Raw genomic sequence first — 24,604 nt, forward strand, 5'->3', positions numbered from 1 at the left:
AGCTTATGGATGCCGCCACGTTAAAGGGCCTGCAGGCCCCATTGAAAGAAAAGTACCGGCAAGACCCCGCCGCCGCTTTCATCACCTTACATGCGCAGGGCAAAACAGGCCCCAACATTTCCTGCCAGGTAGATACCGGGCATATGGTAGTAGAAGCCGGCTTGCACCCCGCTACCGGTGGTAATGGAACGCAGGCCTGCTCCGGTGATATGCTGTTACAAGCGCTGGCTGCCTGTGCAGGCGTTACCCTTAACGCAGTAGCCACTGCTATGGGTATTGAACTGACAGCTGCCGTTATTAAGGCGGAGGGGGATATAGATTTCAGGGGTACGTTGGGCGTATCCAAAGAAACGCCGGTAGGATTCAGCGCTATACGGCTGCAGTTTGTAATAGATAGCCCGGCTACTGATGAGCAGTTGGATAAGCTGTTACAATTAACGGAGCGGTATTGTGTGGTGTATCAAACGCTACGTTCCGGCGTAGCCATTGAAAATAGCCTGCAGCGGGAAGCAGGAAATGCGTAAATTAAAATGCTGCTGTAGCATAAAAACTAACCCTCTTCATGAAACTCGACGCTGACGTATTGATCATAGGCGCCGGTCTTGCCGGACTGGTGGCCACCCACGAGCTTACCTCAAAAGGCATTAAGGTGATCCTTTTAGACCAGGAAGGAGACCAGCATTTAGGCGGCCAGGCATTCTGGTCGTTTGGCGGATTATTTATGGTAGATACGCCCCTGCAAAGACGCATGGGCATAAAGGATAGCCTGGACCTGGCCCTGCAGGACTGGATGGGCACGGCTGGTTTTGACCGTGCGGAAGACTACTGGCCGCGGAAATGGGCGGAGGCCTATGTACATTTTGCCGCTACGGAAAAATACAGCTGGCTGCGGCAGCATGGCCTGCGCTTTTTCCCTATTGTAGGCTGGGCAGAGCGGGGCGGTTATAATGCTACGGGACATGGCAACTCCGTACCCAGATTCCATGTTACCTGGGGCACCGGACCGGGCGTTGTAGGCCCTTTTGTGCAGTATGCGAAGGAGGCCTCCAAAAAGGGGCTGCTGCAATGCAAGTTCCGGCACCGCGTGAATGAGCTGGTTGTTGAAAATAATGTAGTAAAAGGCGTACGTGGTACGGTACTGACGCCTACACAGGCAGCACGCGGAGAAAAAAGCGAGGATACGGTGATAGGCGATTTTTATTTTGAAGCGCAGACGGTGATCATCACCTCTGGCGGCATAGGCGCCAATCACGACCTGGTGCGGCAGAACTGGCCGGCACGTTTAGGCAGAGCGCCGGAACATATGTTATCCGGCGTGCCGCAGCATGTAGATGGGCGTATGCTGATGATCGCGCAACAGGCGGGCGCGCATCTCATTAACCCGGACCGGATGTGGCATTATACGGAAGGCATTAAGAATTGGGCGCCCATCTGGCAGGACCATGGCATCCGGATATTACCCGGCCCCTCCTCCATGTGGTTTGACGCCAAAGGGCAGCGGTTGCCCGTACCCCTGTACCCTGGTTTTGATACGCTGGGCACTTTGCAGCATATTATGCATACCGGGTATGACTACTCCTGGTTTATCCTGAATCAAAAGATCATCAAGAAAGAATTTGCCTTGTCTGGTTCTGAGCAGAACCCTGACCTGACCAATAAAGAATGGAAACAGGTAGTAAAACGCGTATTTGGCAAGCGGGCTACAGAGCCGGTGGAAGCATTCAAAGAAAATGGCGAAGACTTTATTGTAGCCGACAATCTGCGGGCTCTGGTGGATGGTATGAACCAGCTAACGCCAACGCCGCTGCTGCGCTTTGAAGATATAGAAAAAGAAATCCTGGCCAGGGACCGGGAGCTGGAGAATAAATTCTGTAAGGACGCCCAGATAGCCGCTATCCGGAATGCGCGGCAGTACCTGGGGGATAAACTGATCCGCACAGCGCCATTACACCCCCTGTTAGACCCTACTGCCGGGCCATTGATAGCGGTACGGTTACATATACTTACCCGCAAAACACTGGGCGGATTGGAGACCAACCTCGATGGGCAGGTATTACATGTCCAGGGGCAACCCATCAGTGGGCTGTATGCCGCCGGCGAGGCGGCAGGTTTTGGCGGCGGAGGCATGCATGGCTACCGGGCGCTGGAGGGCAGTTTTTTAGGCGGCTGCCTGTTTTCCGGGCGGGTAGCGGGCCGGCATATTGCGCATAGTTTAAAATAATAAGCTATCCGCCTACCGGAGGCTGCAATTCTACTAGTTTAAGTCAGAAACCTGCGCCGATTATTGCGGTGTATCATCCATGATCCCATTCCGGGACCTATCAACCCCTATATGCCAATCTTAACCACTAAAAGGGGGAAGACTTATGACACGGACATGCTTATATATGCGGCCGGCAGCCATGCTGGCCTTTGTGCTGTTTTTATATACTGCACAGGCGCAACAGCCAACCAATCACTCATTACCGCGGACGCAGCAGGGAACGCCACAGCTATTCCAGGTCACTACGGCCAATACACGGCCGGGGGATGCCGTGCTAGTGCGGGGCGAATACCTGGATAAGATCACGCAGGTGCAGGTAAGCCGCCTGCCGGATGAAAAAGTGGATAATCTGCCACCAGGCTATGTACCGCTTCCACAGGCAGATGCGCTGCCGGACAAAGACGGCACGGACAAGCGGGTAAAAGCGCTAACCGGCGCCAGCGCCGCCACGGTGGACCGGCTGCAGCAAAATGCCCAATCACTGAAATTTATGGTGCCCGCCAGCTGGCAGGAGGGCGTTTACAGTGTACGGTTAACGGATGGCAGTAATCAAACCAGTGAGTTTTATGTAAATGTACCGCAGGTGAACTGGGTGATCAGCGAGGAAGGGCAACAGGCCGTATCCGGCGGGTACCTGCGCATACAGGGCAAGAACCTGTTGCGGAAAGGCGTTAGCGGGCAGGCCGTTCTGATATCCACCGATAAAAAGCGGGTCGTGAGGGCCAGGGTAGATCATGCGTTTGACGATTATTCCGTGAGCGTAAATATACCCGCCGGTATACCTGCCGGTAACTATCAACTGTATTATCATAATGGCCTGGGTGGTAAAACGGCCTGGAGCCAGCCTTTAGCGGTGGCTATAGCAGCGCCCTCACAGCCGGCCTGGGATAAAAAGACCTTTAATGTAAAAGACTATGGCGCCAAGGGCGATGGCGTGACCGATGAAACAGCGGCCTTCCGCGCAGCGCTGGCAGCAGCGCAGCCCAACGGCGGCACCGTGTTTGTGCCCGGAGGGCGGTATATGCTAACCGGCGACCTGGTATTAGCGCCCAATACCCAGCTGAAAGGCGCCTCACAGGCGCAGACCCAACTGTTCTGGAACCCGGAACATTGGGACAATGGTAAACTGCCGGCCAGCCTTATCAGCGGCACCCATCATTTTGCTATTACCAACCTGAATATATGGGCATCCCGGGCGTGGGGCATTATTATGCAAACAGGGCCGGCGCCTGAGCAGGGATATGTAACCCTGGAGAACCTGATCGTACGGCAGACAGCGCAAATGGGCCGCGCCATGTACCAGGTGAAGGCCAAGCGGGACAGCGCGGAGGCCGAGTTTAACAGCAAATGGAATAAGACCGGCATTATCCTGCGCGGGCCCAATATCAAAGTGCGGAACTGCGATTTTAACTCCAGCGGCATGTACGGCTTTTCCGGTGTGAGCGGGTTTATACAACATTGCCGTTTCCAACGCAACAGCACCGGCACCAACCAGTCTTATATGGTGATACACCCCAAGGGGCTGATATTTGAGGATTGTTATAAACAGGCGGATGGTTACGGATATGCATCTACCATTGATGAAAGTCATGACCTGTATGAAGCGCGCAATACCATTCCCTTTGATTATACAAATGACCGCGAAGTGATGACACTGGATGGTGGCGGCGGCGCGTATGCAGGGCCTGTGGGCAGCGTGAATGGGGTTACGCTTACATTGCCAGCCGGGGCCAGCACTTATCAATGGACTGCGAATAAATGGACTGGTGGCGGCGTGTTTATTATACAAGGCAAGGGGGCAGGGCAATACCGGCGTATTGTAAGCCATACGCTGGATAATATACAGCTGGATCAACCCTTTGCTGTGGACCCTGATGCGAGCTCCGTGATCAGCATCACCACTATCCGTAAACACCTGTATTTTGTGAATAACGAAGTGACGGACGGCGGGGCGTACCAGCTGTATGGCTCTGCACAGAATTGCGTAATAGCCGGGTTAAAGATGCGGCGGAGCAATGGTATCATCAGCCGGGGATCTTTACTGTACCACGGCAAGCAGCCCAACTGGTATATTGATATTGTAGACTGCGAGCTACGGGAAGGTAATTACAGCCATTGGTTCGGGATCAATGACCAGCACTCCGGCTACCAGTGCATTAACCTTATTGGCACCGGCGGGCCTGGTTTGAACATTGGCGCATTGGTGCGGCATAACCAGCTGTATGACTATTCGTATATCCGCACCTCGCCGGGAGCAGAGCCTAATTCTGTAACAGACGCCATTATTGAAGATAACAGCATTACCACCGCGCCCAAAGGTATTATGCTTGGCGGTGGCGGCAGCAGCACCTCCAGCGTGCTGGTACATGATAACCATTATACAGATGTGGCAAAGCCGATGGATACCAATCCTGGTCTAAAGGCTGCCAGCTATCTGCGCATGGAAGATGGTAAAACGCCGGCGGGTAAATAATTGAGTCCCATGAACATGTCGCGTAACGCCCGGGTAGGTGCCTGGTGTACCAGCCTAACCGACCGCGTGGTAGATGTTAGCCCCACGGAATCGCAACAGATTGGCCGGGTGGGCAGCAAGGGCCTTGAAATAGACCTTAATGCCAATCCCTTCCGCGGGCTGAACCTGATAGCCGGGTATAGCTATAACGAAACCAGGAACCTGAAAGGCGCCGATAATTTTTATGCAGAAAAAGGCAGGGCGCCGGGCGGCCAGGGACCGCAAAAACTGGTCTGTGAACCTGCAGAAGCAGCGGAATTATACGGCCAGTTTCTCCTATAAGTTTTAGCGTCCATTTAGCAGCATAGTTGTTTGGGGCGCCGCTTTTTATAAGCTGGCGCCCTTTTGTTTTCAGGGGGGTGAAAAAAATTTACGGTTTTCTGTCCAATTGTGATTTACCCGGTACCTATAAGGGTGTACTGACCATCATTCACCACTAAAAAAACACAACAAAATGGATACGTTACTTGCACCTATTGAGCAGCCTAAGGGCCTTATCATGAAACTCGTTTACTATTTTACCCGTAAACAATTTGGCAAGGTGCTGATGCCTTTAAAAGTGCACTCTGCCCGCCTTCCTACCGCCTTTGGGATGTTTTATGGCAAGGTTTCCCAATTGGATAAAAAGCTGCAGCTATCCAAAGAAATGGTGATGCTGATACGTGAGCAGGTAGCCCGTATCAATATTTGCCTGTTCTGTATGGATATTGGCCGGGCGGCTGCCATACAGGCCTCTATGAATGTGGCCAAATTTGACGCGCTGGACAAATACAGCACCAGTCCGCTGTTTAATGAGGCGGAAAGGGCGATGCTGGATTATGTAACGGAACTGACCACCCATAAAAAGGCGGACACGGCCGCTTTTGCGCGTATGGCGCAACACTTTACAGAGCGGGAGATATGCGAGATCGTATACATTGTAGCCAGCGAGCACCTGTACAATATCACCAATATAGGGTTGAATATACATTCTGATATGCTGTGTGATATCAGCAAAAAAGGAAAGTAATCTCCTTCCGCCAATACAGAAACAGCAAGGGGTATCTTATACAGATACCCCTTTTAGTGCTTTATTGTTGTTATGTTATACTACTGTCTGAGCTTTGTTGCGCTTTCTCCTTCAATATCTGCCAGGGCAGAGCTTTTGCTGAGTATGGGGGCGCCCTGTGTGCGGGCTTTCATCCATTTGCCCAGCGTGGGGCTGTACTCGCCACCCAACAAGTTATAGTAACCCAGATCTGCCGTGTTGTATACCAGGCTGAGGGTGTTGGAACCGGCGCGGTAAAAGGGCTGATCTTCGAGGGTGAGGGGATTTTTTACATCATACCAGTCTGTATTGGTGATGCGGTACCCTTGCGCCGGTGGGCCAGCTGTAAAAAGGCTGCCGCCGGTGGCTACGAAGATCACATCTACGGGACGGGAATCCACCGTTACTACGGAGTCTGCAAACACGGCTACACCGGAGGCGTTGCCACTGTTGGCGAAGAGGCCGCCCGTCATCGCCCCAAAACCATCGCCATCCTGTTTGGTATAGTCGAAGGTCCTGATCCAGTTGGCCTGGGCTATACTGGTGGAGTTAGGGCCATTGATCTTTTTATTGGCGCCTCCTACGTAGAAGTATGTGCCCTTAGCCGCCTTACCGGAAAAGAGGTTAAACTTAAAGGTACGCTGTGTACCCGTAGCCCAGCCCTTAGCAGGGAAACCGCCGGGTTTGGAAGCGTTGGCATTGTTGGTAACCACCACGGCAAAAGGCGTTACGGAAAAGTCGATATCCTTTGTAGCCAGGAGCTGTACGTATTCGTAGTTACCATCCCCACCCTGCAGATCACTCATAAAACCGGCAATCACGACGGGGGCAATCTCTATCTCGGAGCTAAGCACCTGCACATCATCATGGGTACGCATGCGGAACTCCGGCACCGGCTTACCATCCGAACCATTGGCATTGAACATGATGCCGTAAAAATTGGCGCTAACAGGCGCCAGATCGCCTGCAAACGTAGCAGTATCCGCGGTACGCAGGGTGATATTGCCAAAGCCATCGTTCAGCACTTTATTGCCGGATAACCTTTCCTTGGGGGCGGGCAACGGATCGAAGCCGCCTTTAACGATTACGGAAAGGGTACTTTCATAATCATCTGGCGCTGCCAGTATTTTGTTGATGGGAACACGGTTTACCGGAATCTTAATACCGGAGCTTACTTTGGCAATATCATTTGCGGTAATGCCCGTGATCTCCAGGATACCGTTCACTTTTTTGAGCACGTGGCCTTCAACATGCACGATGATGGAATCACCAGGCACAAATGTTTTGGCCAGGTCGCCAACGGGCAGGGAAATACCACGCAGTTGTGAGAGGCGGCGGTTATCCTGCAGCACCAGCAGGCCTTGCGGCAGGTTGCCGCCAGTGTGGTCTGATACTACCACTCCGGTGATCTTAGTTGCGCCGCCCATATTATCCGTGTTAAGGGTCACCTCCGAGCCCCGGTAGAGATGGCGGACATCAAACATGGATATATAGGGGCCGAGCTCCGCCCCGGGATAGGTATCCTTTTTACAGCCCCATAAGCAGGCTAATGACAATAACAGGAAGGAATATATGCTTATCTGTTTCATTGTTATGCTGGTTTAGATCAGGGTTTTTGCCACCATACCTGGGTAGAGATCACATCCGGACCCTGGGCGGCAACGGCGATTTTATAATTGGTAGGATTAGTAGATTGTACGTATACCGGGTAGGTCATCCTGGCCGGCATGATACCGTTATTCCTTAAGCCCGGCCCTTTGGGCAGTACCGGATGGCCGGTGCGGCGGTATTCAAACCATTGCTCCAGGTCTTCGAGGAAGAGGGCGTAGTATTTCTGGAGATGGATCTGCTCCATTTTGTCTTCTACGGTACCAGCCTCGTTCCACTGAATATCTGCCGCGGAGAGGTAGTCTGCAATGGCCAGTTTCCACTGGGGCAACCAGAGGGTGATGCTGTTCTGCACCCCATTGTTATAATAGGTTTCCGCGGAACCGCTGATCCAGCCTTTGGCGGCCGCTTCTGCCAGTATGAACTGTACTTCTGCGTAGTTCATCATCATACCGGTGAGCGGGTCTGTCATTAAAGTAGCCGCGGAGGTAGTGGACAGGAAGTAGCTTTTCTTTACCACGCCGCTACCGGGCGCATAACCACTGGGAATGCCTGCATAGATACCTGCAGCCGGGCTGATGGCCCACCTGTTAACGCCTGAGGAACCATAAGTGGGAATGTCGATACGGGGATCGTTCCAGGACACCAGGTGATCGATAAAGAAGCTGGCGATGCCGGGCGCGCGGAAGTCCTGTTCCCTTACGCTGAGATAGGGGGATACATAGGGGCCGGCGCCTGTCCAGTGAAGGATAGCCGATTCGTCGTTATTGGCGATAATGGGATATTTGGCAGCGTTCACCTCTACGATATCCTTTATTTTGGCTATACTGCTCTGGGCCACCTCCGCTTTACCGGAAACGCGCAACAACAGGCGTAAGTAGAGGGAGTTACCAAACTTACGCCATTTGGCTACGCTGCCGCGGTATACGGGATCGCTGGCAGAGTCGATAGCGGTGCCGGTAGTAAGCAACGTGTTGGCGGTATCCAGCTTCCTGAAGATATCCGCATAGATATCTTTCTGCTTATCGAAAGCCGGCTCGTAGTTACTGCTATCCTTAGCCTCGTTTGAATGGAAGTAAGGAATATCCCCATAGGTATCTGTGAGCATGGAATAGATCCAGGACTGGCAGATGAGCGCAATACCCATGTAGGATTTGTTATAGGCCAGCTCTCCGCTGGCGATCTTATAGATATCCTTAAAGTTGGTGAGCTCAGAATACCAGCCATTGTACAGGTAATCTGCCCAGTTGGCGCGGTAGTCATAACGGAACACCTGGCCCTCTGCATCACTTGTATTAACGGTTACCTGCATAAGCTCATTATTGAAGTTACGGTTGCGCAACATGCCATAAGTGAGCGCACCTACCAACGCAGGCGCCAGGAGCTGTTTGGGCGCGGCGTTGGGCGTGTTATTAGGATCTGTATTAATATCCTCAAAGTTCTTTGTACAGGACGAGAGCAGCATACCTGCCAGCAGCACCGCACCTGTGATCTTAACTATTATCTGCTTCATTATTCAACGGATTAAAGTCCTATAATCAGATTTACGCCAAAAGAGCGGGTAGATGGGAACTGTCCCACTTCATAGCCCTGCACGATATCAGTGCCATTGAGGGTACCAAATTCCGGATCGAAGATGGGCCAGGGGGACCAGATGAACAGGTTACGGCCATATACGCCCAGCGTTACCCGCTGCAAGCCCCAACGGCGGGTGAGCTGCGGGCTAAGGGTATAATCCAGGCGGGCCTCCCGGAACTTTACAAAGTCAGTGCTGAAGGTGCTGCCCTCTGCATTATCTACCCCATAATGCGAGCGGTAGTACTCATCTATATCCGTGGCGATCACATCGTTCTTGCGGTATTTGCCGTCACCATCCTGTACTACGCCGTTACCGATGATACCATTGAACCTGCCGGGGAGGGTATTGGGCGTTTTGCCCTGCTCCGCCAGTTTGTAATGCGTGAGGGAGTGGGCTACGGCGCCGTATTGCGCATCGAACAAGAGGTTGAGATGAAACTGTTTGTAGGTGAAATCATTGGTGAAGCCCAGTTTCCATTTGGGCACGGTATTGCCCAGGTACTTCACATCTTCAGAAATGAGGGCGAAGCCGGTCCTGGAATCATATACGATCTGCCCATCCGGGGAGCGTACATAACCACGGCCGTACAGGTCGCCCATGCTGCCGCCTTCTTTAGCCACGATCTGCACACCGCCCACAGGGCCGGTTTGCAGCACTACAGAACTATCTGCCAGCTGCTTGATACGGTTACGGTTGGTGGAGAATACGATATTGGTATTCCAGGTAAAGCCGGTTTTTGTGGTGACTGGCGTAGCGTTCAGCGCCAGCTCCAGGCCGCTGTTAGTTACCTTACCCGCATTAATGAGGGTACGGGTATAACCGGAGGCGCGGTCTACGATACGTTCCAGGATCTGGTCTTTTGTGTTGCCGTTATACACCGCCAGGTCTATTCCTATACGGTTGTTAAAGAAGCGCACATTGGTACCAGCTTCGTAGGTAATGGTACGCAGGGGCCGCAGATCCGGGTTAGCGAGGATGGCCGGATTCTCCAGACCGCCGTTATAGAGGCTGCCCGCTGAAGTGTAGTTAAAGGCTGTACGGTATGGCACCGTTTGTCCGCTACCTACACCTGACACGGAGAACCTGAATTTTGCAAAGCTGATAGCTTTGGGCAGCTCCATTACTTCTGAGGCAATGAAGCTCATATTGGCAGAGGGATAAAAGAAGCCTGCGTTGGTCGTGCGCACGGGTGTAGCCAGTACGCTGTTCCAGTCCTGGCGGGCGGTAAGGTCCACGAACAGGAAGTCCCTGTAGCTGGCTGCCATCAATCCATAAAAACTGTTGATCGCGTATTTGCTTCTCCAGGGCATAGTCACCAGCGGGCCCGCCGCATTGGCGAATGTATATACGCCTGGGTACGTAAGGGAGTCTGCACGGGTCTCATCCCTGTTGTATGTATTACGCAGGATGCTACCACCGGCAGATAGGGAGAAATCGATAGCGTGGGTGATCTTCCTGGCGTATTTGAGCAGAAAATCGCTGCTAGCCTCCATGGAGAAGATGTTCTGCGTACGGTAGCTGCCTTTTGGCATTTTGGAGCCTGCATCATAAGGACGGGATTGCCCGCGTTGCTCATAAGACAGATCCACAGAAGTACGTACCATCAGGCTTAATTCACTGGTAAAGGAATAGACAGCCTGCACATTACCAGTAACACCGTTACGGTTAGTACGGTTGATGAACTCATTGGAAACGGCATATGGGTTTTCCGGGAAAGAGCTGTACGGGAACTTGATCTTCAGGCCTTCCTGCCCATGCACCCAATAGTCCTTTAACCAATCTACAGCAGCATTGGGCTGCCAGAAAATGTACCAATACATGATGGACTGGTTGCCGTAGCCGGCGCCGGGTAAATTATCGCTCCATTTGTTGGTGTAATCTATCTTGGAAGAGATCTGCAGTTTATCTGTAGCCTTGGTGCTTACGGACATGGATACCGTATTACGTTTGTAACCGGTATTTGGGATGATCCATTTGTTATCCACGTTGGTGACGGAGAAACGAGCCGTAGTCTTGTCCGTACCACCAGATACGCTGATGCTGTTGGTGAATGTTTGTCCGGAGGTGAAATAATTCCGGCTATCATTCTTATAAGGCACCCAGGGGGTTCTTTCCTTACCCTGTGTTTGCGTTACGGGATCATACTGATAAAATGACTGCCCATTGAACTTAGGCCCGTAGGCAGAGCTGGTGCTGGAAGTGCTGGGACCATCCGCAGAAGCGCCATAGGAGTAGTAATCCGCGCCGCCTAAGCCCTGGCCGTATTCATATTGCAGGGCAGGCCAGCGGTTCACCTCTTCTATATTGGCATTGGAATTAAAGGTAACCCCCAGGCCTTTCTTTTTGCTGGCGCCGGTCTTGGTGGTGATGATGATAGCGCCGTTTGCACCACGCTGGCCGTACAATGCAGCCGCACCGGGGCCTTTTAACACGGTAACGGATTCAATATCTTCCGGGTTAATATCGTTGATGCCACTGCCATAATCCGCCGGCATGTTATCACTGCCGGTACCATAGGTAAGCTCGCCGGTAACCGCTGTGCGGCGGCCGCTGCCCTGGTTAACCACTACCCCATCCACTACGATCAGCGCTTCGTTATCGCCGGTAAGGTTATTTTCTCCGCGGAGGATGATCTTATTAGAGCCGGTAGGGCCACCGTTGGACCTTACCAGGTTAAGGCCGGCCACTTTACCGGAAAGCGCGTCTGTCCAGTTGGCGGAAACGGCATTGGTCAGCTGTTCATTTGTTATTACGGTAGCGGAATAACCCAGGGCTTTCTCTTCGCGTTTGATACCCAGGGCGGTGTTGATCACCACCTCGTTCAGGGTGCGGGAGTCCGGCATCATGCGGATGTCCATGTTCTGGGCCTTTTCTACCGCCACTTCGCGGGGGCTGTAGCCCAGGAAGGAGAAAACGAGTACCGTGCCTTTTGGCACGGTTAGCGTGTAACGGCCATCAACATCGCTGATAGCGCCTTTATTACCATTTTTGGTACGGATGTTAACACCTACCAGTATTTCGCCTTTCTCATCTGTTACTTTGCCGTTGATGGCCACTTCGTCTGCAGGGTCTGCGGATATTGCAACGCGGGACGTAGCATTTTCTTCGGCGGACAATTTGTAGATGATGTTCTTTTCCTTCAGCTGCTGGTAGCCGAAGCCGGTACCGGACAATACTTTTGAGAGCACCACCGCAACGGTCTCGTCTTTATAGGCGCCAGACACTCGTTTGTCTGATTTCCTAAGCTCCAATGCATCGTACATAAAACGCGCATTGATCTTCTTCTCTATTTTATGGATAGCGCCGGTAAGGTCTTCGTTAGAAAATGCTACGGAGATCTTTTTCTCTGCAAAGCTTTCTGCCTGGCTGAACGCCCAATCCGGCTGCAGGCATATGAGCAAGCCCGCAATGAGTATGCAGGTCCTGCGCCGCATACGATGGGCCCATTGTGTAAAGTTTGTTTTCTTCGGGTACATATTTTTATTAGCTGGTTGTTTATTCTTTATTTTCTGACAATAAGCTTCCTGTTCCATTGTTGCCAATGAAAAAAATTGTTCCTGGGCGGGTAGCACGGGTGAGGCTACCTGCTTACGGATATGCTATACTGATAACTCCTGCGGTCGTCTGTTTCCACTTTATCCCTGTGGCCAAAGCCAGGGCGGACATCATATCATCCAAACTATCGTTACTGGTAAAATCTCCGGAGAACTCCTTTCCTGAAGGTACAGGCGGCAGTATCATCCTCACATTCCATTGTTTTGCTATTGTTGTTAAGACCTGTTCCAGCGGCGCTTCCTGAAAGGACAGGCTGTGCTGCGTCCAGGCGGTTACCTGCTGTACATCTATACGCAGCAGGTTTGCCTTGCCGGATTGTTTGTCATAGCGTACCTGCAGACCGGGCTGTAATTCTGCCAGCTGCTGCTCATCCGCCGCTACCCTTACCCTGCCGGTAATTACGCTGACGGTAGCAAAGGCCCGCTGCTCTCCTATTACAAAGGAGGTGCCCAGCACCGTTACATCCAGCGAGGAGGTATGTACGATAAAAGGTTTATCCTGATCTTTTGTTACTTCAAAATAGGCTTCGCCGCTGACGGTAGCCGTGCGGTTGTGACCACGGTAACGTACCGGGAAGCTGATGGAGGCGCCGGTATTAAGGGTTACCAGTGTGTGATCCGGCAGCGCTATCTTTTTGATCTCATAGGGGCCGGCCTTAATGGTCTTAAGGGCCACGGGCGAGATAGTATCTGCCAGCTGATAGCGGAAGAGCCATCCCAGGCTACCGGTAAGGGTGAGGATGATGGAAGCGGCAGCAATACGTACCACCCGTTTAGAAAGGTGGCGGAGTAGTCCCTTAGTCTGCGGGACTTCCTGCGGATGGGTAATGGCATGGAGCCTTGGCAGCAGCCTGGCGGCCACCATCTTTTTCCGCTCCTCTGTAAGTTGGTAGTCATTACCTTCTGTGCGGCGCAACCATTCCTCTATCAGCAACAGGTCGTCATCTGTAGCCTGACCGTTGAGGTACCGTTGCACCACTTTTTCAAATCCGTTTAGATCCATCAATGCGTCTTTACCTATATGTCCGGTAAAATCGCTTTTTAACCAGATCCGAATGTTAAGGATATATTAACAAAAGAAACTGAGCAGCATAGCGTGCTGGAGCGATTTCTTTAACCGGCCGCGGGCAAGGCCCAGCTGGTTGCGCACGGTTTGTTCTGAGAGGGAAAGCAGGTGGGAGATATCTGTTATGGAGCGGTGCTGTTCTATATATAATAAGTAGATCTCGCGCATTTTGGCGGGCAGGGACTGAACCCCCTGGCTGAGGATATGCTGCAGCTCTTTGGAGAGCAGGCCCTCTGACGCATTGTTGACAGCAGGCAACAGCGATTCCCGGACGTAATCCAGTTTTTCCGGGTGCTGCATCATGGCGGCAATGCGGTTAATGACCTTGTATTTAACGGCGGAGAAAAGGTATCCTTCAAAACTGTCCCTTACCTGGAGGGAGTGGCGGCGCGCCCAGAGGCTGGCGAATACTTCCTGCACCACATCTTCCGCATCTGATTCTGTACCCAGGCGTTTCATGGCGAACACGAACAGGGACTCCCATAAACGGAGATACAGCGCTTCGAATGCCTGTACATCATCCTGCTGTATGCGTTGTAGTAGCCCGGTGTCAGTGAGTTCGCTGATGCTCATTTTGATCGATAAACAGAGTTTAAAAAAGCGTTGCAAGTTAACCGCTTTATGCAACAAAAGGAAAGGGCCGGTTTTATTATATTATGAAACACTACGGCCACCAAGCCGTTAAAGTACGGGCGGTATATGAACTTTATGTTAAGCGATCATTAAGTTTAAGCCAACATTCATGCATTAGTAATAATGCGAATATTGAAATGCCTGTGCCTGGCGGAGGTAAAAATGATCTGTGATGAGGCTATCCAGGGCGGCCACAAATACGCTGATCTGTTGGCGCCGCTCTTCCAGCCGTTCCGGCGAGTAGTCATCCCGCCCGGCATTAATATCATCTGCTATACGCTGGCGTAATGCAGCGAGGTAACACTGTTTCTGCGGCCCCACATCATACGGCTCTTTGAACCAAACATTACGGGTCCGGTATTCGTATACGCCGTATTCCGCGTAGCCGACGATCCTTTTAAACTGATGGCCAAAGTAGGTACCCCCATTATTGAGGTAGTCAAATACAAAATTGATGTTACGGAAAATACCTATAAGCGTATCCCTTTTGCCTTTAAGCTCTTGACCGGTATTATGTTTTTGCAGGAACCAGCCGTAGAGGATGTAATAATCATCCTGTCCGGCGAGGCTGGCGAAGAGGATACTGGCGCCGCTCTCCGGCGTTTCTGCGCCGTGCAGGCTGCGGGCCCAGGTGATATCCGGCGGGTCCGGCATTTCTTCGTATAGTTCAGGGTAAAAGGCTATTACTTCCTGCATGTTTTCTTTGGAGAAGGTGATGCTATCGGAGTCTGTAAAGGGAATGGTTATGCTGCTGTCCGGCGCGGGGGTTTTATCATCCGCCTGCTGCTGGCTGTTGCCGGGGGGTGTGTGGCAGGCGGATGTTAACAGGATGCTGTATAATAGGGGAAATATTTTCATAGGAACGAAGTTAGCAAAAGGGTTGGATAGAAGTATGGGGGCGTTGGATGGATAGGGTTATATGGTATTTTGTGGGACAAATCTATAGCTATGAAATATTTATTCTTTCTGCTGTTTTTTATTCCGTTTGTGCAGATATCAGCGCAGACTACCATTCCCGGGAAAGAGGAAGTAATAACGTTGTTGTGTCATAAATGGCACGCCGAGGAAATAATAGCGGGCAATAAAAAACAGAAGGCGCTGCCGTATGTTGGCTATACAAGGTATAAAACTGATCTTACTTATGAAGATAAGGATGGCGATCATGTTGAGAAAGGCACATGGCAATATGACGAGGCCACCAACAAGCTGACGCTTAGCTCAGGGAGTGTTTATACTATAAAGGAAATATCTGCTACGCGGCTGGTAGTGGGTTTTGTGATGGAAGGGATGGCTGGTGGTTTTGTATTTAAGAATATTGGAGATTAGTGATATCGGATGCTACCATTAAGTAGAAAAGGTCTGGGGGCATCTCCGGACTTTTTTTTATCCGTTATCCGTTAAATAATACCTAATGCGCGGCAGGTTCAAAAACGGCCTGCGCCTGCCGCGGGGAGCTCGTTTGGCAAGTAGGCTGCAGGAACCGCGCCAGCCAAGGGCCGTTTTGAATCCTGCCGCGCAAGGTAGGATGCTTTAGGGCGGGAGTGGGTTGGCTGATTGGAAATGGGCTGAGGGAGCTGCGCCAGCTAAGGACCCTTTTGAATGCTATCCATGTGAGGTGGAAAGCCTTGTGACGGGAGTGGGTTGGCTGATTGGAAAGATCTGAAAGTAATTAAAAGAGTTTTTTGTCTTTTATTCCAATATTTAATTATTTTTGTGCGGTAAAAGGAGGTGTTCATGTTTTCCAAGACTTGTGAATATGCCGTAAGGGCGGTGATGTTTGTGGCGCAGCGGTCGAAGGACGGCGAGAAGGTAGGTATTAAAGAGATAGCGAAGGGAATAGATTCCCCGGAGCACTTTATTGCCAAGATCCTGCAGGACCTGGGAAAGCAGGGATTGATACAATCTGTTAAAGGACCTAATGGCGGTTTTTACCTGGACGCCGCCACTGCCAAGTGCAGCCTGGCGGATGTGGTGAAGGCCGTAGATGGTGATAAGATCTTTGCCGGTTGCGGGCTGGGGCTAAAACATTGCTCTGAAACGCACCCCTGCCCTATCCATCATGAATTTAAAAAGATCCGGAAAGACATCTTTACTATGCTGGAGAAGGCTAAGCTGGGCAAGTTCAATGAGCAGCTGGAGCAGCATCTGGCATTTCTGAAACGTTAAAAATTTTATCTAAATAAAGGACAAAAAGGTCTTAATATATTTTTATAGATATGAGCACAACAACAGACATCAGCAACAAAGCTGATATACGGCTGCTGGTAGATACGTTTTACGGGCAGGTGCGGGAGAATACTTTACTGGGGCCCATTTTTAACGGGGCAATAGGCGATCACTGGCCGGCGCACCTGGAGCGGATGTACAGCTTCTGGCAAACGGTGCTGTTCCATGAACAGGACTACCAGGGCAATCCTTTTATGAAACATGTGAACCTGCCCATACACCAGGATCATTTTGACACCTGGCTAAAACTGTGGCACGCCTCCGTGGACCGGCATTTTAGCGGCGAGAAGGCCACAGAAGCAAAATGGCGCGGGGATAAGATGGCCGCCATGTTTATTTCCAAACTGGATTATTACCGCGCTAACCCGGGAAGACCATTACTATGAATATGCAGGTATCACAACCGGCCGCCCTGGTATGCACTTTTACGTGGACCGGCTTTGTATGCGGCATCAGTTTCCTGGAAGCCTGGCTGAAGTTCCGCGCACCAGGAATAACATTGCCCATAGGGCTGGGCATAGGACGGCTGGTATTTGGCGCGCTGAATAAAGTGGAGTGGGTATTTGCCGTGATCGTAACGCTCAGCGCCATCCTATACGGCGGACCACTGCTACGGCTACCACACCTTTACTTGCTGGTAATACTGACCGTACTGCTACTACAGACCTGCTGGCTGTTGCCAGCGCTGGACGCCCGGGCAGAGCTACAGATCCACCACCAACCTGTAACTAATTCTTATTTACATTTCTACTTCATAGGCGCGGAATTCATTAAAACCCTGTTACTGATCGCCTACGGGCTGTCGCTTTTTAAGCGGAGCTGACGACCACACTATCCATTATAAATCACAACATTATGTCAACGAAAAAATTATGGCGAGGGCTGACCCTCGTAATGGTGATCTCTTTTGCCGTACTGATCCTGTTTGGTACAGATATTTACCGGCAGGCCCCTCCTATCCCGGACCGGGTAGAAAGCGAAAACGGCGAGCTTCTTTTTACCGGCCAGGAAATAAAGGATGGCCAAAATGTCTGGCAATCCATAGGCGGACAAACCGTGGGCAGTATCTGGGGACACGGCGCCTATATAGCCCCTGACTGGACGGCAGACTATCTGCACCGGGAAGCTTTGCTGGTACTGGCCGCCCTGGCACAAAAAGACGGCAAGGTATACACGCAGCTATCTGCCGCTGAGCAGGCAGCGTATAAAGTAAGGCTGCAGCAGGACCTGCGTACGAACACCTATAACGCAGACAGGCGTACGCTCGTGTATTCTACAGCACGCACGGTCGCCTTTCACGCGCTGGCGGCGTATTATGGAAAGCTGTTTATGAACGATCCCGGTTTTGCCGCCCTGCGTAACCAATACGCCATACCCGCAGGCACCATTAAAGACACGGCCCGTATGCAAAAGATGGCTGCTTTTTTTGCCTGGGCATCCTGGGTGTGCGTGGCAGAACGGCCGGACAGTAAAGTAAGCTATACCAACAACTGGCCGGGGGATGAACTGACCGGAAATGTGCCTGCCGCCAGCCTGCACCTGTGGAGCGGTTTTAGCGTGTTGTTGCTACTTGCCTGTATAGCTTTGCTGGTGCTGTATCATATCCGCCAGAAAGAAGAGGCGCCAGCGGTGCTACCGCTGGAGGATCCGCTGCGTAATATGCAGCCTACCGCCTCTATGAAAGCCACGTTGAAATACTTCTGGATCGTGAGCCTGCTGATACTGGTGCAGATGCTGGCCGGCGTGATCACCGCGCATTACGGCGTGGAAGGCAGCGCGTTCTATGGGTTTCCGCTGGATAGATACCTGCCACAATCCGTATCCCGCAGCTGGCATGTGCAGCTGGCGATTTTCTGGATAGCTACCTCCTGGCTGGCCACCGGCCTTTATATAGCGCCGGCCGTATCCGGTCATGAACCACGCTTTCAGCGGCTGGGCGTGAACATCCTGTTCACCGCACTGCTGATAGTGGTACTGGGCTCTCTGACCGGGCAGTGGCTGGGCGTAATGCAGAAACTGGGATTGGTGGATAATTTCCTGTGGGGACACCAGGGTTATGAGTACCTGGAGCTGGGCCGGATATGGCAGATACTACTGCTGGGCGGTCTTATCATCTGGCTGGTATTGATGTTGCGCGCCCTGTTACCCGCATTACGTAAAAAAGATGAAAGCCGGCATTTACTTACCCTGTTTGTGATCGCCTCCATTGCTATTGCCGTATTCTATGCCGCAGGGCTGATGTATGGCCGCCAAACGCACCTGGCAGTAGCCGAGTACTGGCGCTGGTGGGTAGTGCACCTGTGGGTTGAAGGCTTTTTTGAGGTGTTTGCCACCGTGGTAGCCGCGTTCCTGTTCTGCAGACTGGGGTTGCTGGAGATAAAATCCGCCACAACAGCGGTGCTGTTCTCTACTATTGTATTCCTTGCCGGCGGTATACTGGGCACCTTCCATCATATCTACTTTAGCGCCACCCCCATAGCAGTACTGGCCCTGGGGGCTACGTTTAGCGCCATGGAAGTAGTGCCGCTGGTGCTGATAGGTTATGAAGCCTACCAGAACTACCTGCTGAGCAAGTCTACCACCTGGATAAAAGCGTATAAATGGCCTATTTATTGTTTTATTGCTATGTGTTTCTGGAACTTTTTAGGCGCGGGCATATTTGGGTTTGCCATCAACCCGCCTATTGCGCTGTATTATATACAGGGATTGAACACCACAGCTGTACATGGCCATGCGGCATTGTTTGGCGTGTACGGGATATTAGGTATAGGACTGATGCTGTTTGTACTGCGGGGATTGTACCCACATCAACACTGGAATGACAAACTACTGGGAGCGGCTTTCTGGAGTATTAATATAGGATTGTTGGTAATGGCAACGGTGAGCATGCTGCCTATCGGGATCATGCAGGCAGGGGCATCTATACAGCATGGATACTGGTATGCGCGGTCTGCGGAATTTATGCAGCAGGATGTTGTGAAGGTGTTGCGGTGGCTGCGGGTGCCGGGGGATATTATATTGGCGCTGGGAGAGACGTTGCTGGTGGTGTTTGTAGTGGGGTTGAAGACGGGATGGTCGTTGAAGGGGAGAAGGTAACCATCAACAGGTTGCTGGAATTGTGAGGCCCGTGTGTAAATAGGCCGTCTCTTTTGAGGCGGCCTATTTTAGTAGCGCTTCTTATAGCGCCGTTATTTTATAGATCACACCGGAATGGTTCAGGGCGCCTACATCATTCTGCGTTACCATATAAATCTCTCCATCTTCTCCCTGGCCAAAGCTGTTGATGCGGAAGGGGAAAACATTATCCTTCTTATCTTCAAAATGTGCATCGTGCATGGCCCATTTATCACCTTCCTGCTGCAGGTAAAAGACTTTAAACGCCCAGTCGGCAAAGATGTATTTGCCTTCCATAGCGGGGTACTGGCTGCCACGGTATACAAAGCCGCCGGTGATGCTAACACCGGTAGTATGTTTATATTCTGCAATGGGGCGAATGAAATCTCCTCCCCTATTGTATAATACCGTATCATAAATATGGAAACCTTCCATAGCCCGCCAGCCATAGTTGAGCCCTTTTTCAATGATGTCCACTTCTTCGTAGGTATCCTGTCCTACATCCCCGCAAAACAACTCACCGGTTTTGCTATCAAAAGAGATGCGCCAGGGCATACGCATGCCATAGGCCCATATCTCCGGCCGGGCCTTTTTACCAACGAAAGGATTATCCGGCGGTATCTTATAAGGAGCGCCATGATTAACGTCTATGCGGATGATCTTACCTAAAAGCTGGTTTAGGTCCTGGCCGTTGCCAATGGTACCGTGTTTATCCCCCTGGCCGCCACCATCGCCAAAGCCCATGTAGAGATAACCATCCTTGCCAAAGACGATGTTGCCGCCATTGTGGTTCTCTTCCGGCTGGTCAACGATCAGCAGTACTTTACCGGTAGGAACGGCCTTGTCTGGATTATCTGTGGATACGTGGTATTCTGCTAATACAGATTTATTATCGTAGCCTTTAATGCGCGGCGGCGCGCTGTAGTGAACGAAGAACCGGCCGTTATGTTTATAGTCCGGATGAAAGGCGAAGCCCAGCAAGCCTACATCCATGTATTTATCTTCCATGTGCACTAAGGAACGCCGTATATCCAGGAATGGCTCCCTGGAGGGCTTGCCGTTTTTAATGATCCAGATGGCGCCGCCCTGGCCGCCTACAAAGAGCCTGCCGGTGCCATCATGGGCATTTTCCAGGGCTACAGGGCCGGGAAGGCTGTCTGCCACTTTGATGAGCTTGAATGTGAGCCCACTGCTGTCTTTGGTGCTGATCGTATCATTACCGGTGGTTTGGTGATCTGTGCCGGATGGCTGATGGCAGGCGGCCATAGCAAGCGCTGCCGCGAGTATAACGGCTTGTAGGTTTCCTTTCATGGCGTGTGCGTTCGATGAGAGGATAAGATAGTGGAATTGTGGGGGATGTCATAATGGGGAGTTACTATAGAAAAAGATAGGTGATGGACCAGAGTGAAAATCCGAGACAGTGTCTCGGATTTCTGTAAGCTTATCTAAACCACTCTTAACACAAAAACGGCCACCACACACAAGTGGCAGCCGTTCCATTCTATAAGCCGTGTGTTAAAAGCTTAATCTTTGTAGATATGTATCTCTATCTTACCATCTTTGGTAACCGCCCCGCGATACATACCTTCTGTATTAAAGGACATTGTCATATGCCCATTATGATCCAATGCGATCAGGCCGCCATCGCCGCCCATATCACCTACTTTCTTTATCACAGTATTACCGGCATCCTGCACGGATAAACCCTTGTATTCCATTAATGCGGACAAGTCATAAGCCACTACATTGCGGATGTAAAACTCGCCCCAACCAGTGCAGGAGATAGCTGCTGTTTTATTATTGGCATAAGTGCCTGCGCCTATAATGGGAGAATCGCCCACGCGACCGTACTTTTTGTTGGTCATACCGCCGGTGGAAGTACCCGCCGCCAGGTTACCGGCTTTATCCAGGGCCACGCAGCCTACGGTACCAAATTTGTAATCGTGGTTCTTGCTGCCCAGCTTCTGTGAGGGGTTGTAAGCCGCGGCGTCTTCCTGTATGGCTTTTTGCAGTTCGTCCCAGCGGGACTGCGTACGGAAATAGCTGGGATCTACGATCTCCAGGCCAGCGTCTTTGGCAAACTTTTCTGCACCCGGGCCTATCATCATCACATGCTCTGACTTTTCCATTACGGCCCTGGCGGCGCTGATGGGGTTCTTTATGGTAGTAACGCCGGCCACTGCGCCAGCCTGCATAGTTTTGCCGTTCATGATGGCGGCATCCAGCTCGTTACGGCCTTCGTGGGTGAATACGGCTCCCTTGCCTGCATTGAACAGAGAATCATCTTCCAGGATGTGGATGGTGGCCTCTATGGCGTCCAGGCTGGTACCGCCGGACTGCAGCACTTTATAACCGGTTTCCAGGGCCTGGGTTAATACGGCGCGGTAGGCCTTTTCTTTTTCCGGCGTCATGTTCTTTTTCAGGATAGTGCCGGCGCCACCATGGATAACCATTACATAGGAGGCGGCTGTTTTTTGCGCCACTGCCCAGTGGCAGCATAATATCAGACTAATTATAAACAGACTATAACCTAACTTCTTATTCATATACCATTTCAGATTTAGTGAGTGATCTCCTTTTTGTTCAGCTGCCCGTTCTGTACATACCACCAGTACCAGGCGCCGCCGCTGGCCTGGGCGGGGTCAAAGTCTGCCACACGGAAGCGGCCGTTACCGTCTGCACTGGCGGGTATTTCGTATACTTTTAGCGCCTGGCCGTTATCATTCCATTCCAGGGGTTGGCCCTGCTCACAGCGCTCCGGGGCTTTGCTTTTGTCTGTGCTGATAAAGTAGGCTTTGCTTACGCCAAATACTTTGGCGTTGCCCTTGTCATCAATACAAACGGCCGTGCGCTCGTCTACGGCGATGCCCTTGGGATAGATATGCCAGTCCTTTATGATGCGGCTCATGAAAGTAACGTGTCTCCCCTCCCGTTTGCGTTTCAGGTAGTGCTGGTCACTGATGACCTGCTGCAGATAGGGCGCCTGCAGGAAATCATTGTTATAGACGGTTACCAGTGAATCGTAAGGGTTGGCCAACACCACATCAGAGGTAGCGCTGCCCCCTTCGCCACTGTAATACATACCGCTGAGGATAGCGCAGCCGGCGCTGGTACCGCCTACGGGCACCTTCTTTTCGCGCAGCAGGTAGTTAATGGCTGCGTTGGTCTTGGTACCCTTCCACTGGTTCATATAGCGCGACTGATCACCACCGGCGATAAAGAGCATTTCTGCTTTACGGATGATGTCCGCCACGGTATCATTATCTGCCAGCTCGCGGGTGGTGATGTTGAGGGTTTCTACGGAGCTCACTTTACCCAGGGCATTGATGTCTGCATTGTAATCGCTGGTACCGGAGGCGGTTAGTACTACTACATTGCCGCCACCGCTCCGGCCTATCATCCAGCGGAAAGCGCCATCCACATTGCCGCCACCGCCTATAAGGGCTACACCGCCGTGGGTGGTCGTTTGCACGTCTGCCGTGTCGCCAATGATGCCAATGGAAGCCGGGCGGGATGGGTAAAACCGTTGCGGCTCATTCTTCCAACTCAATAGTATAAGCGCGCAGATGCCTGCGGCATGGATTCCTTTTATCATTATATGCGTAGTTTCTCTGGGTTAATAAGCTGGGTTTTGTTGCATGTTTTTGTTGGCCTTGGTCTCCGCATCCGGGATAGGGTATGCATAGCCTTTCTGGCCGGGTTTGAGGAGCACTGCGCCCAGGGCGTTGGTAGCATCTGCCGGCTCCCGTGTTACGGGCATATCGCGTCTGCGAAGGTCGAAGAGGCGGTGGCCTTCAAATGCCAGCTCCTTATAACGCTCTGTATAGATAGCGGTGATAAGGGCATCCTTGCTGGCGAACGCCTGTGGCGTGTAACCGGTAATGCGGGCCGCGCGAAGATCGTTCAGGTCTTTGGCAGCGCCGGTAAGATCGTTGTTCTCTGCCCGTGCTTCTGCGCGGATGAGGTACATTTCGCCAGTGCGGAAAAGTTTGATATCCGCCAGGCCCAGGGCATCGTCGCTACCCATGTATTTATTTACCAGGTATTGCGATTTGCCGGCGCCACGGGTATTATCAAATAGGATGTAAGCGGCGTAACGTACATCATTTGTTTTGTCGAACTGGTTGATGAGCTCAAAGGCGGGCGCATATAGTACGATCTCGTTATTGTAATACAGTTTGCCCATGAAGTCATCGTCTGCTGTTTTCTTGAGCTTCCATAACACCTCTGTTTCTTTGGTATCTGTCCAGATACCGGAAAAATCCGCTTTTGCAGCCAACGGCATGGCTTGTATTGCCTCTGTTGCGAAGGTGGCTGCATCGTTCCAGCTTTTGGCATACAAGGCTGCCCGCGCCTGTATGGCTGCCACCGCTGCCGGGGTGATACGGGTATCATCTGTAAAGTCTGCGGGAATGAGGCCTTTAGCGGTCTGCAGGTCTGCCATGATCCGTCCCATCACTTCGCCAAAGGTTTGGCGGGAGGGTTTGCTGATAACGGAGCTATCCATAAAAGGTACGCCCAAAGCATTGGGCTCATAGGCCTCCGCGAAGTTCTGCAGCAGCTCAAAATGGCAGAAAGCGCGCAGGGCCAGTAACTCGCCGTGATATTGTGCGCGTAAAGGCTCTTCGTCCGGTTTGGCGGTCACTTTATCCACGGCAGCCAATGCCTGGTTGGCCCGGTTTATAACAATATAGAGCTCTGTAAAGGGAGCTGTGATGGTGGTGCTGCTGGGATCTATCTGCCAGCGGTAAGAGGCCACACCGCCACCGGTGCCATTCTCATTGGGCAGCGTAATCTCATCAGAAGTAAGTGATACGGCATAGATAGTATTATCACTCAGCCCGGCGTATGCCCCCAGCAAACCGCCATTGAGGTCTGCTACCGTCCGGTAGGCTTTGGATGCATCTATGGTATCGCTGGGCTGAAGGTCCAGCTGTTTGTTACAGGACAGCACGCACAATGAGAGTAATACAGCGCTATAACGGATGGTATATTTAATATATCGGATGATCATGATTGCGA

20 protein-coding genes are annotated in these 24,604 nt (G+C 51.7%); 10 read left to right on the forward strand and 10 right to left on the reverse strand.

The features are described from left to right. The first annotated feature begins 5 nt into the window (after positions 1–5). The 5 genes from F0L74_RS31715 (at position 6) to F0L74_RS31735 (ending at position 5,784) form a co-directional block, all read left to right on the forward strand. A complete protein-coding gene (locus F0L74_RS31715) occupies positions 6–524 on the forward strand; it encodes an OsmC family protein (RefSeq protein WP_149841891.1) in 519 nt (172 codons plus the stop codon). 38 nt (positions 525–562) lie between these two features. Continuing rightward, positions 563–2,221 (forward strand): FAD-binding dehydrogenase, encoded by a 1,659-nt coding sequence (locus F0L74_RS31720; protein WP_149841892.1) that lies wholly within the window; start codon positions 563–565, stop codon positions 2,219–2,221. 145 nt (positions 2,222–2,366) lie between these two features. Next, positions 2,367–4,736, forward strand: coding sequence for a glycosyl hydrolase family 28-related protein (locus tag F0L74_RS31725; RefSeq protein ID WP_213087113.1), 2,370 nt, complete (start codon positions 2,367–2,369; stop codon positions 4,734–4,736). A 9-nt stretch (positions 4,737–4,745) separates the two neighbouring features. Next, positions 4,746–5,057 carry a hypothetical protein gene (locus F0L74_RS31730; protein WP_149841893.1) on the forward strand — a complete coding sequence of 104 codons (312 nt, stop codon included), beginning with the start codon at positions 4,746–4,748 and terminating at the stop codon, positions 5,055–5,057. Between the two features lie 172 nt (positions 5,058–5,229). Then, complete coding sequence (locus tag F0L74_RS31735) at positions 5,230–5,784, forward strand: carboxymuconolactone decarboxylase family protein (RefSeq protein ID WP_149841894.1); 555 nt, start codon at positions 5,230–5,232, stop codon at positions 5,782–5,784. Positions 5,785–5,864: 80 nt separating this feature from the next. On the opposite strand, the gene F0L74_RS31740 is transcribed toward F0L74_RS31735, so the two are convergent. From F0L74_RS31740 to F0L74_RS31765, 6 genes are all read right to left on the reverse strand, one after another. After that, positions 5,865–7,391 (reverse strand): DUF5689 domain-containing protein, encoded by a 1,527-nt coding sequence (locus F0L74_RS31740; protein ID WP_188316250.1) that lies wholly within the window; start codon positions 7,389–7,391, stop codon positions 5,865–5,867. 17 nt (positions 7,392–7,408) lie between these two features. After that, positions 7,409–8,923 (reverse strand): SusD/RagB family nutrient-binding outer membrane lipoprotein, encoded by a 1,515-nt coding sequence (locus tag F0L74_RS31745; RefSeq protein ID WP_149841895.1) that lies wholly within the window; start codon positions 8,921–8,923, stop codon positions 7,409–7,411. A gap of 11 nt (positions 8,924–8,934) precedes the next feature. Further along, entirely contained in the window at positions 8,935–12,465 is a 3,531-nt protein-coding gene (locus tag F0L74_RS31750) for a SusC/RagA family TonB-linked outer membrane protein (RefSeq protein ID WP_246197898.1), read from the reverse strand. A 112-nt stretch (positions 12,466–12,577) separates the two neighbouring features. Continuing rightward, positions 12,578–13,546, reverse strand: a complete 969-nt coding sequence (locus tag F0L74_RS31755; RefSeq protein ID WP_149841896.1) for a FecR family protein — start codon at positions 13,544–13,546, stop codon at positions 12,578–12,580. A gap of 66 nt (positions 13,547–13,612) precedes the next feature. Beyond that, complete coding sequence (locus F0L74_RS31760; RefSeq protein ID WP_149841897.1) at positions 13,613–14,182, reverse strand: RNA polymerase sigma factor; 570 nt, start codon at positions 14,180–14,182, stop codon at positions 13,613–13,615. A 174-nt stretch (positions 14,183–14,356) separates the two neighbouring features. After that, complete coding sequence (locus F0L74_RS31765; protein WP_149841898.1) at positions 14,357–15,100, reverse strand: hypothetical protein; 744 nt, start codon at positions 15,098–15,100, stop codon at positions 14,357–14,359. A 90-nt stretch (positions 15,101–15,190) separates the two neighbouring features. Between F0L74_RS31765 and F0L74_RS31770 the strand changes: the two genes are divergently transcribed. The 5 genes from F0L74_RS31770 to F0L74_RS31790 all read left to right on the forward strand — a co-directional run bounded on the left by F0L74_RS31770 (position 15,191) and on the right by F0L74_RS31790 (position 19,564). Continuing rightward, positions 15,191–15,568 (forward strand): lipocalin family protein, encoded by a 378-nt coding sequence (locus F0L74_RS31770; protein ID WP_149841899.1) that lies wholly within the window; start codon positions 15,191–15,193, stop codon positions 15,566–15,568. A gap of 408 nt (positions 15,569–15,976) precedes the next feature. Further along, positions 15,977–16,408, forward strand: coding sequence for an RrF2 family transcriptional regulator (locus F0L74_RS31775; RefSeq protein ID WP_149841900.1), 432 nt, complete (start codon positions 15,977–15,979; stop codon positions 16,406–16,408). A gap of 50 nt (positions 16,409–16,458) precedes the next feature. Then, the gene (locus F0L74_RS31780) at positions 16,459–16,854 is read left to right on the forward strand and encodes a group III truncated hemoglobin (protein WP_149841901.1); all 396 of its coding nucleotides are present in this window, start codon (positions 16,459–16,461) and stop codon (positions 16,852–16,854) included. A gap of 2 nt (positions 16,855–16,856) precedes the next feature. Further along, the gene (locus tag F0L74_RS31785; RefSeq protein ID WP_149841902.1) at positions 16,857–17,291 is read left to right on the forward strand and encodes a hypothetical protein; all 435 of its coding nucleotides are present in this window, start codon (positions 16,857–16,859) and stop codon (positions 17,289–17,291) included. Positions 17,292–17,323: 32 nt separating this feature from the next. Next, positions 17,324–19,564 carry a nitric-oxide reductase large subunit gene (locus F0L74_RS31790; RefSeq protein WP_149841903.1) on the forward strand — a complete coding sequence of 747 codons (2,241 nt, stop codon included), beginning with the start codon at positions 17,324–17,326 and terminating at the stop codon, positions 19,562–19,564. Positions 19,565–19,645: 81 nt separating this feature from the next. On the opposite strand, the gene F0L74_RS31795 is transcribed toward F0L74_RS31790, so the two are convergent. The 4 genes from F0L74_RS31795 to F0L74_RS31810 all read right to left on the reverse strand — a co-directional run bounded on the left by F0L74_RS31795 (position 19,646) and on the right by F0L74_RS31810 (position 24,596). Then, positions 19,646–20,893 (reverse strand): PQQ-dependent sugar dehydrogenase, encoded by a 1,248-nt coding sequence (locus tag F0L74_RS31795; RefSeq protein WP_149841904.1) that lies wholly within the window; start codon positions 20,891–20,893, stop codon positions 19,646–19,648. Between the two features lie 212 nt (positions 20,894–21,105). Then, positions 21,106–22,128: an isoaspartyl peptidase/L-asparaginase family protein gene (locus F0L74_RS31800; protein WP_149841905.1), complete on the reverse strand. Its 1,023-nt coding sequence runs from the start codon at positions 22,126–22,128 to the stop codon at positions 21,106–21,108. A gap of 14 nt (positions 22,129–22,142) precedes the next feature. Next, complete coding sequence (locus tag F0L74_RS31805; protein ID WP_149841906.1) at positions 22,143–23,177, reverse strand: cyanophycinase; 1,035 nt, start codon at positions 23,175–23,177, stop codon at positions 22,143–22,145. Between the two features lie 21 nt (positions 23,178–23,198). Continuing rightward, positions 23,199–24,596 carry a RagB/SusD family nutrient uptake outer membrane protein gene (locus tag F0L74_RS31810; protein WP_149841907.1) on the reverse strand — a complete coding sequence of 466 codons (1,398 nt, stop codon included), beginning with the start codon at positions 24,594–24,596 and terminating at the stop codon, positions 23,199–23,201. Positions 24,597–24,604 lie beyond the last annotated feature (8 nt).

The organism is Chitinophaga agrisoli (genome assembly GCF_008386695.1).
GTDB lineage: Bacteria > Bacteroidota > Bacteroidia > Chitinophagales > Chitinophagaceae > Chitinophaga > Chitinophaga agrisoli.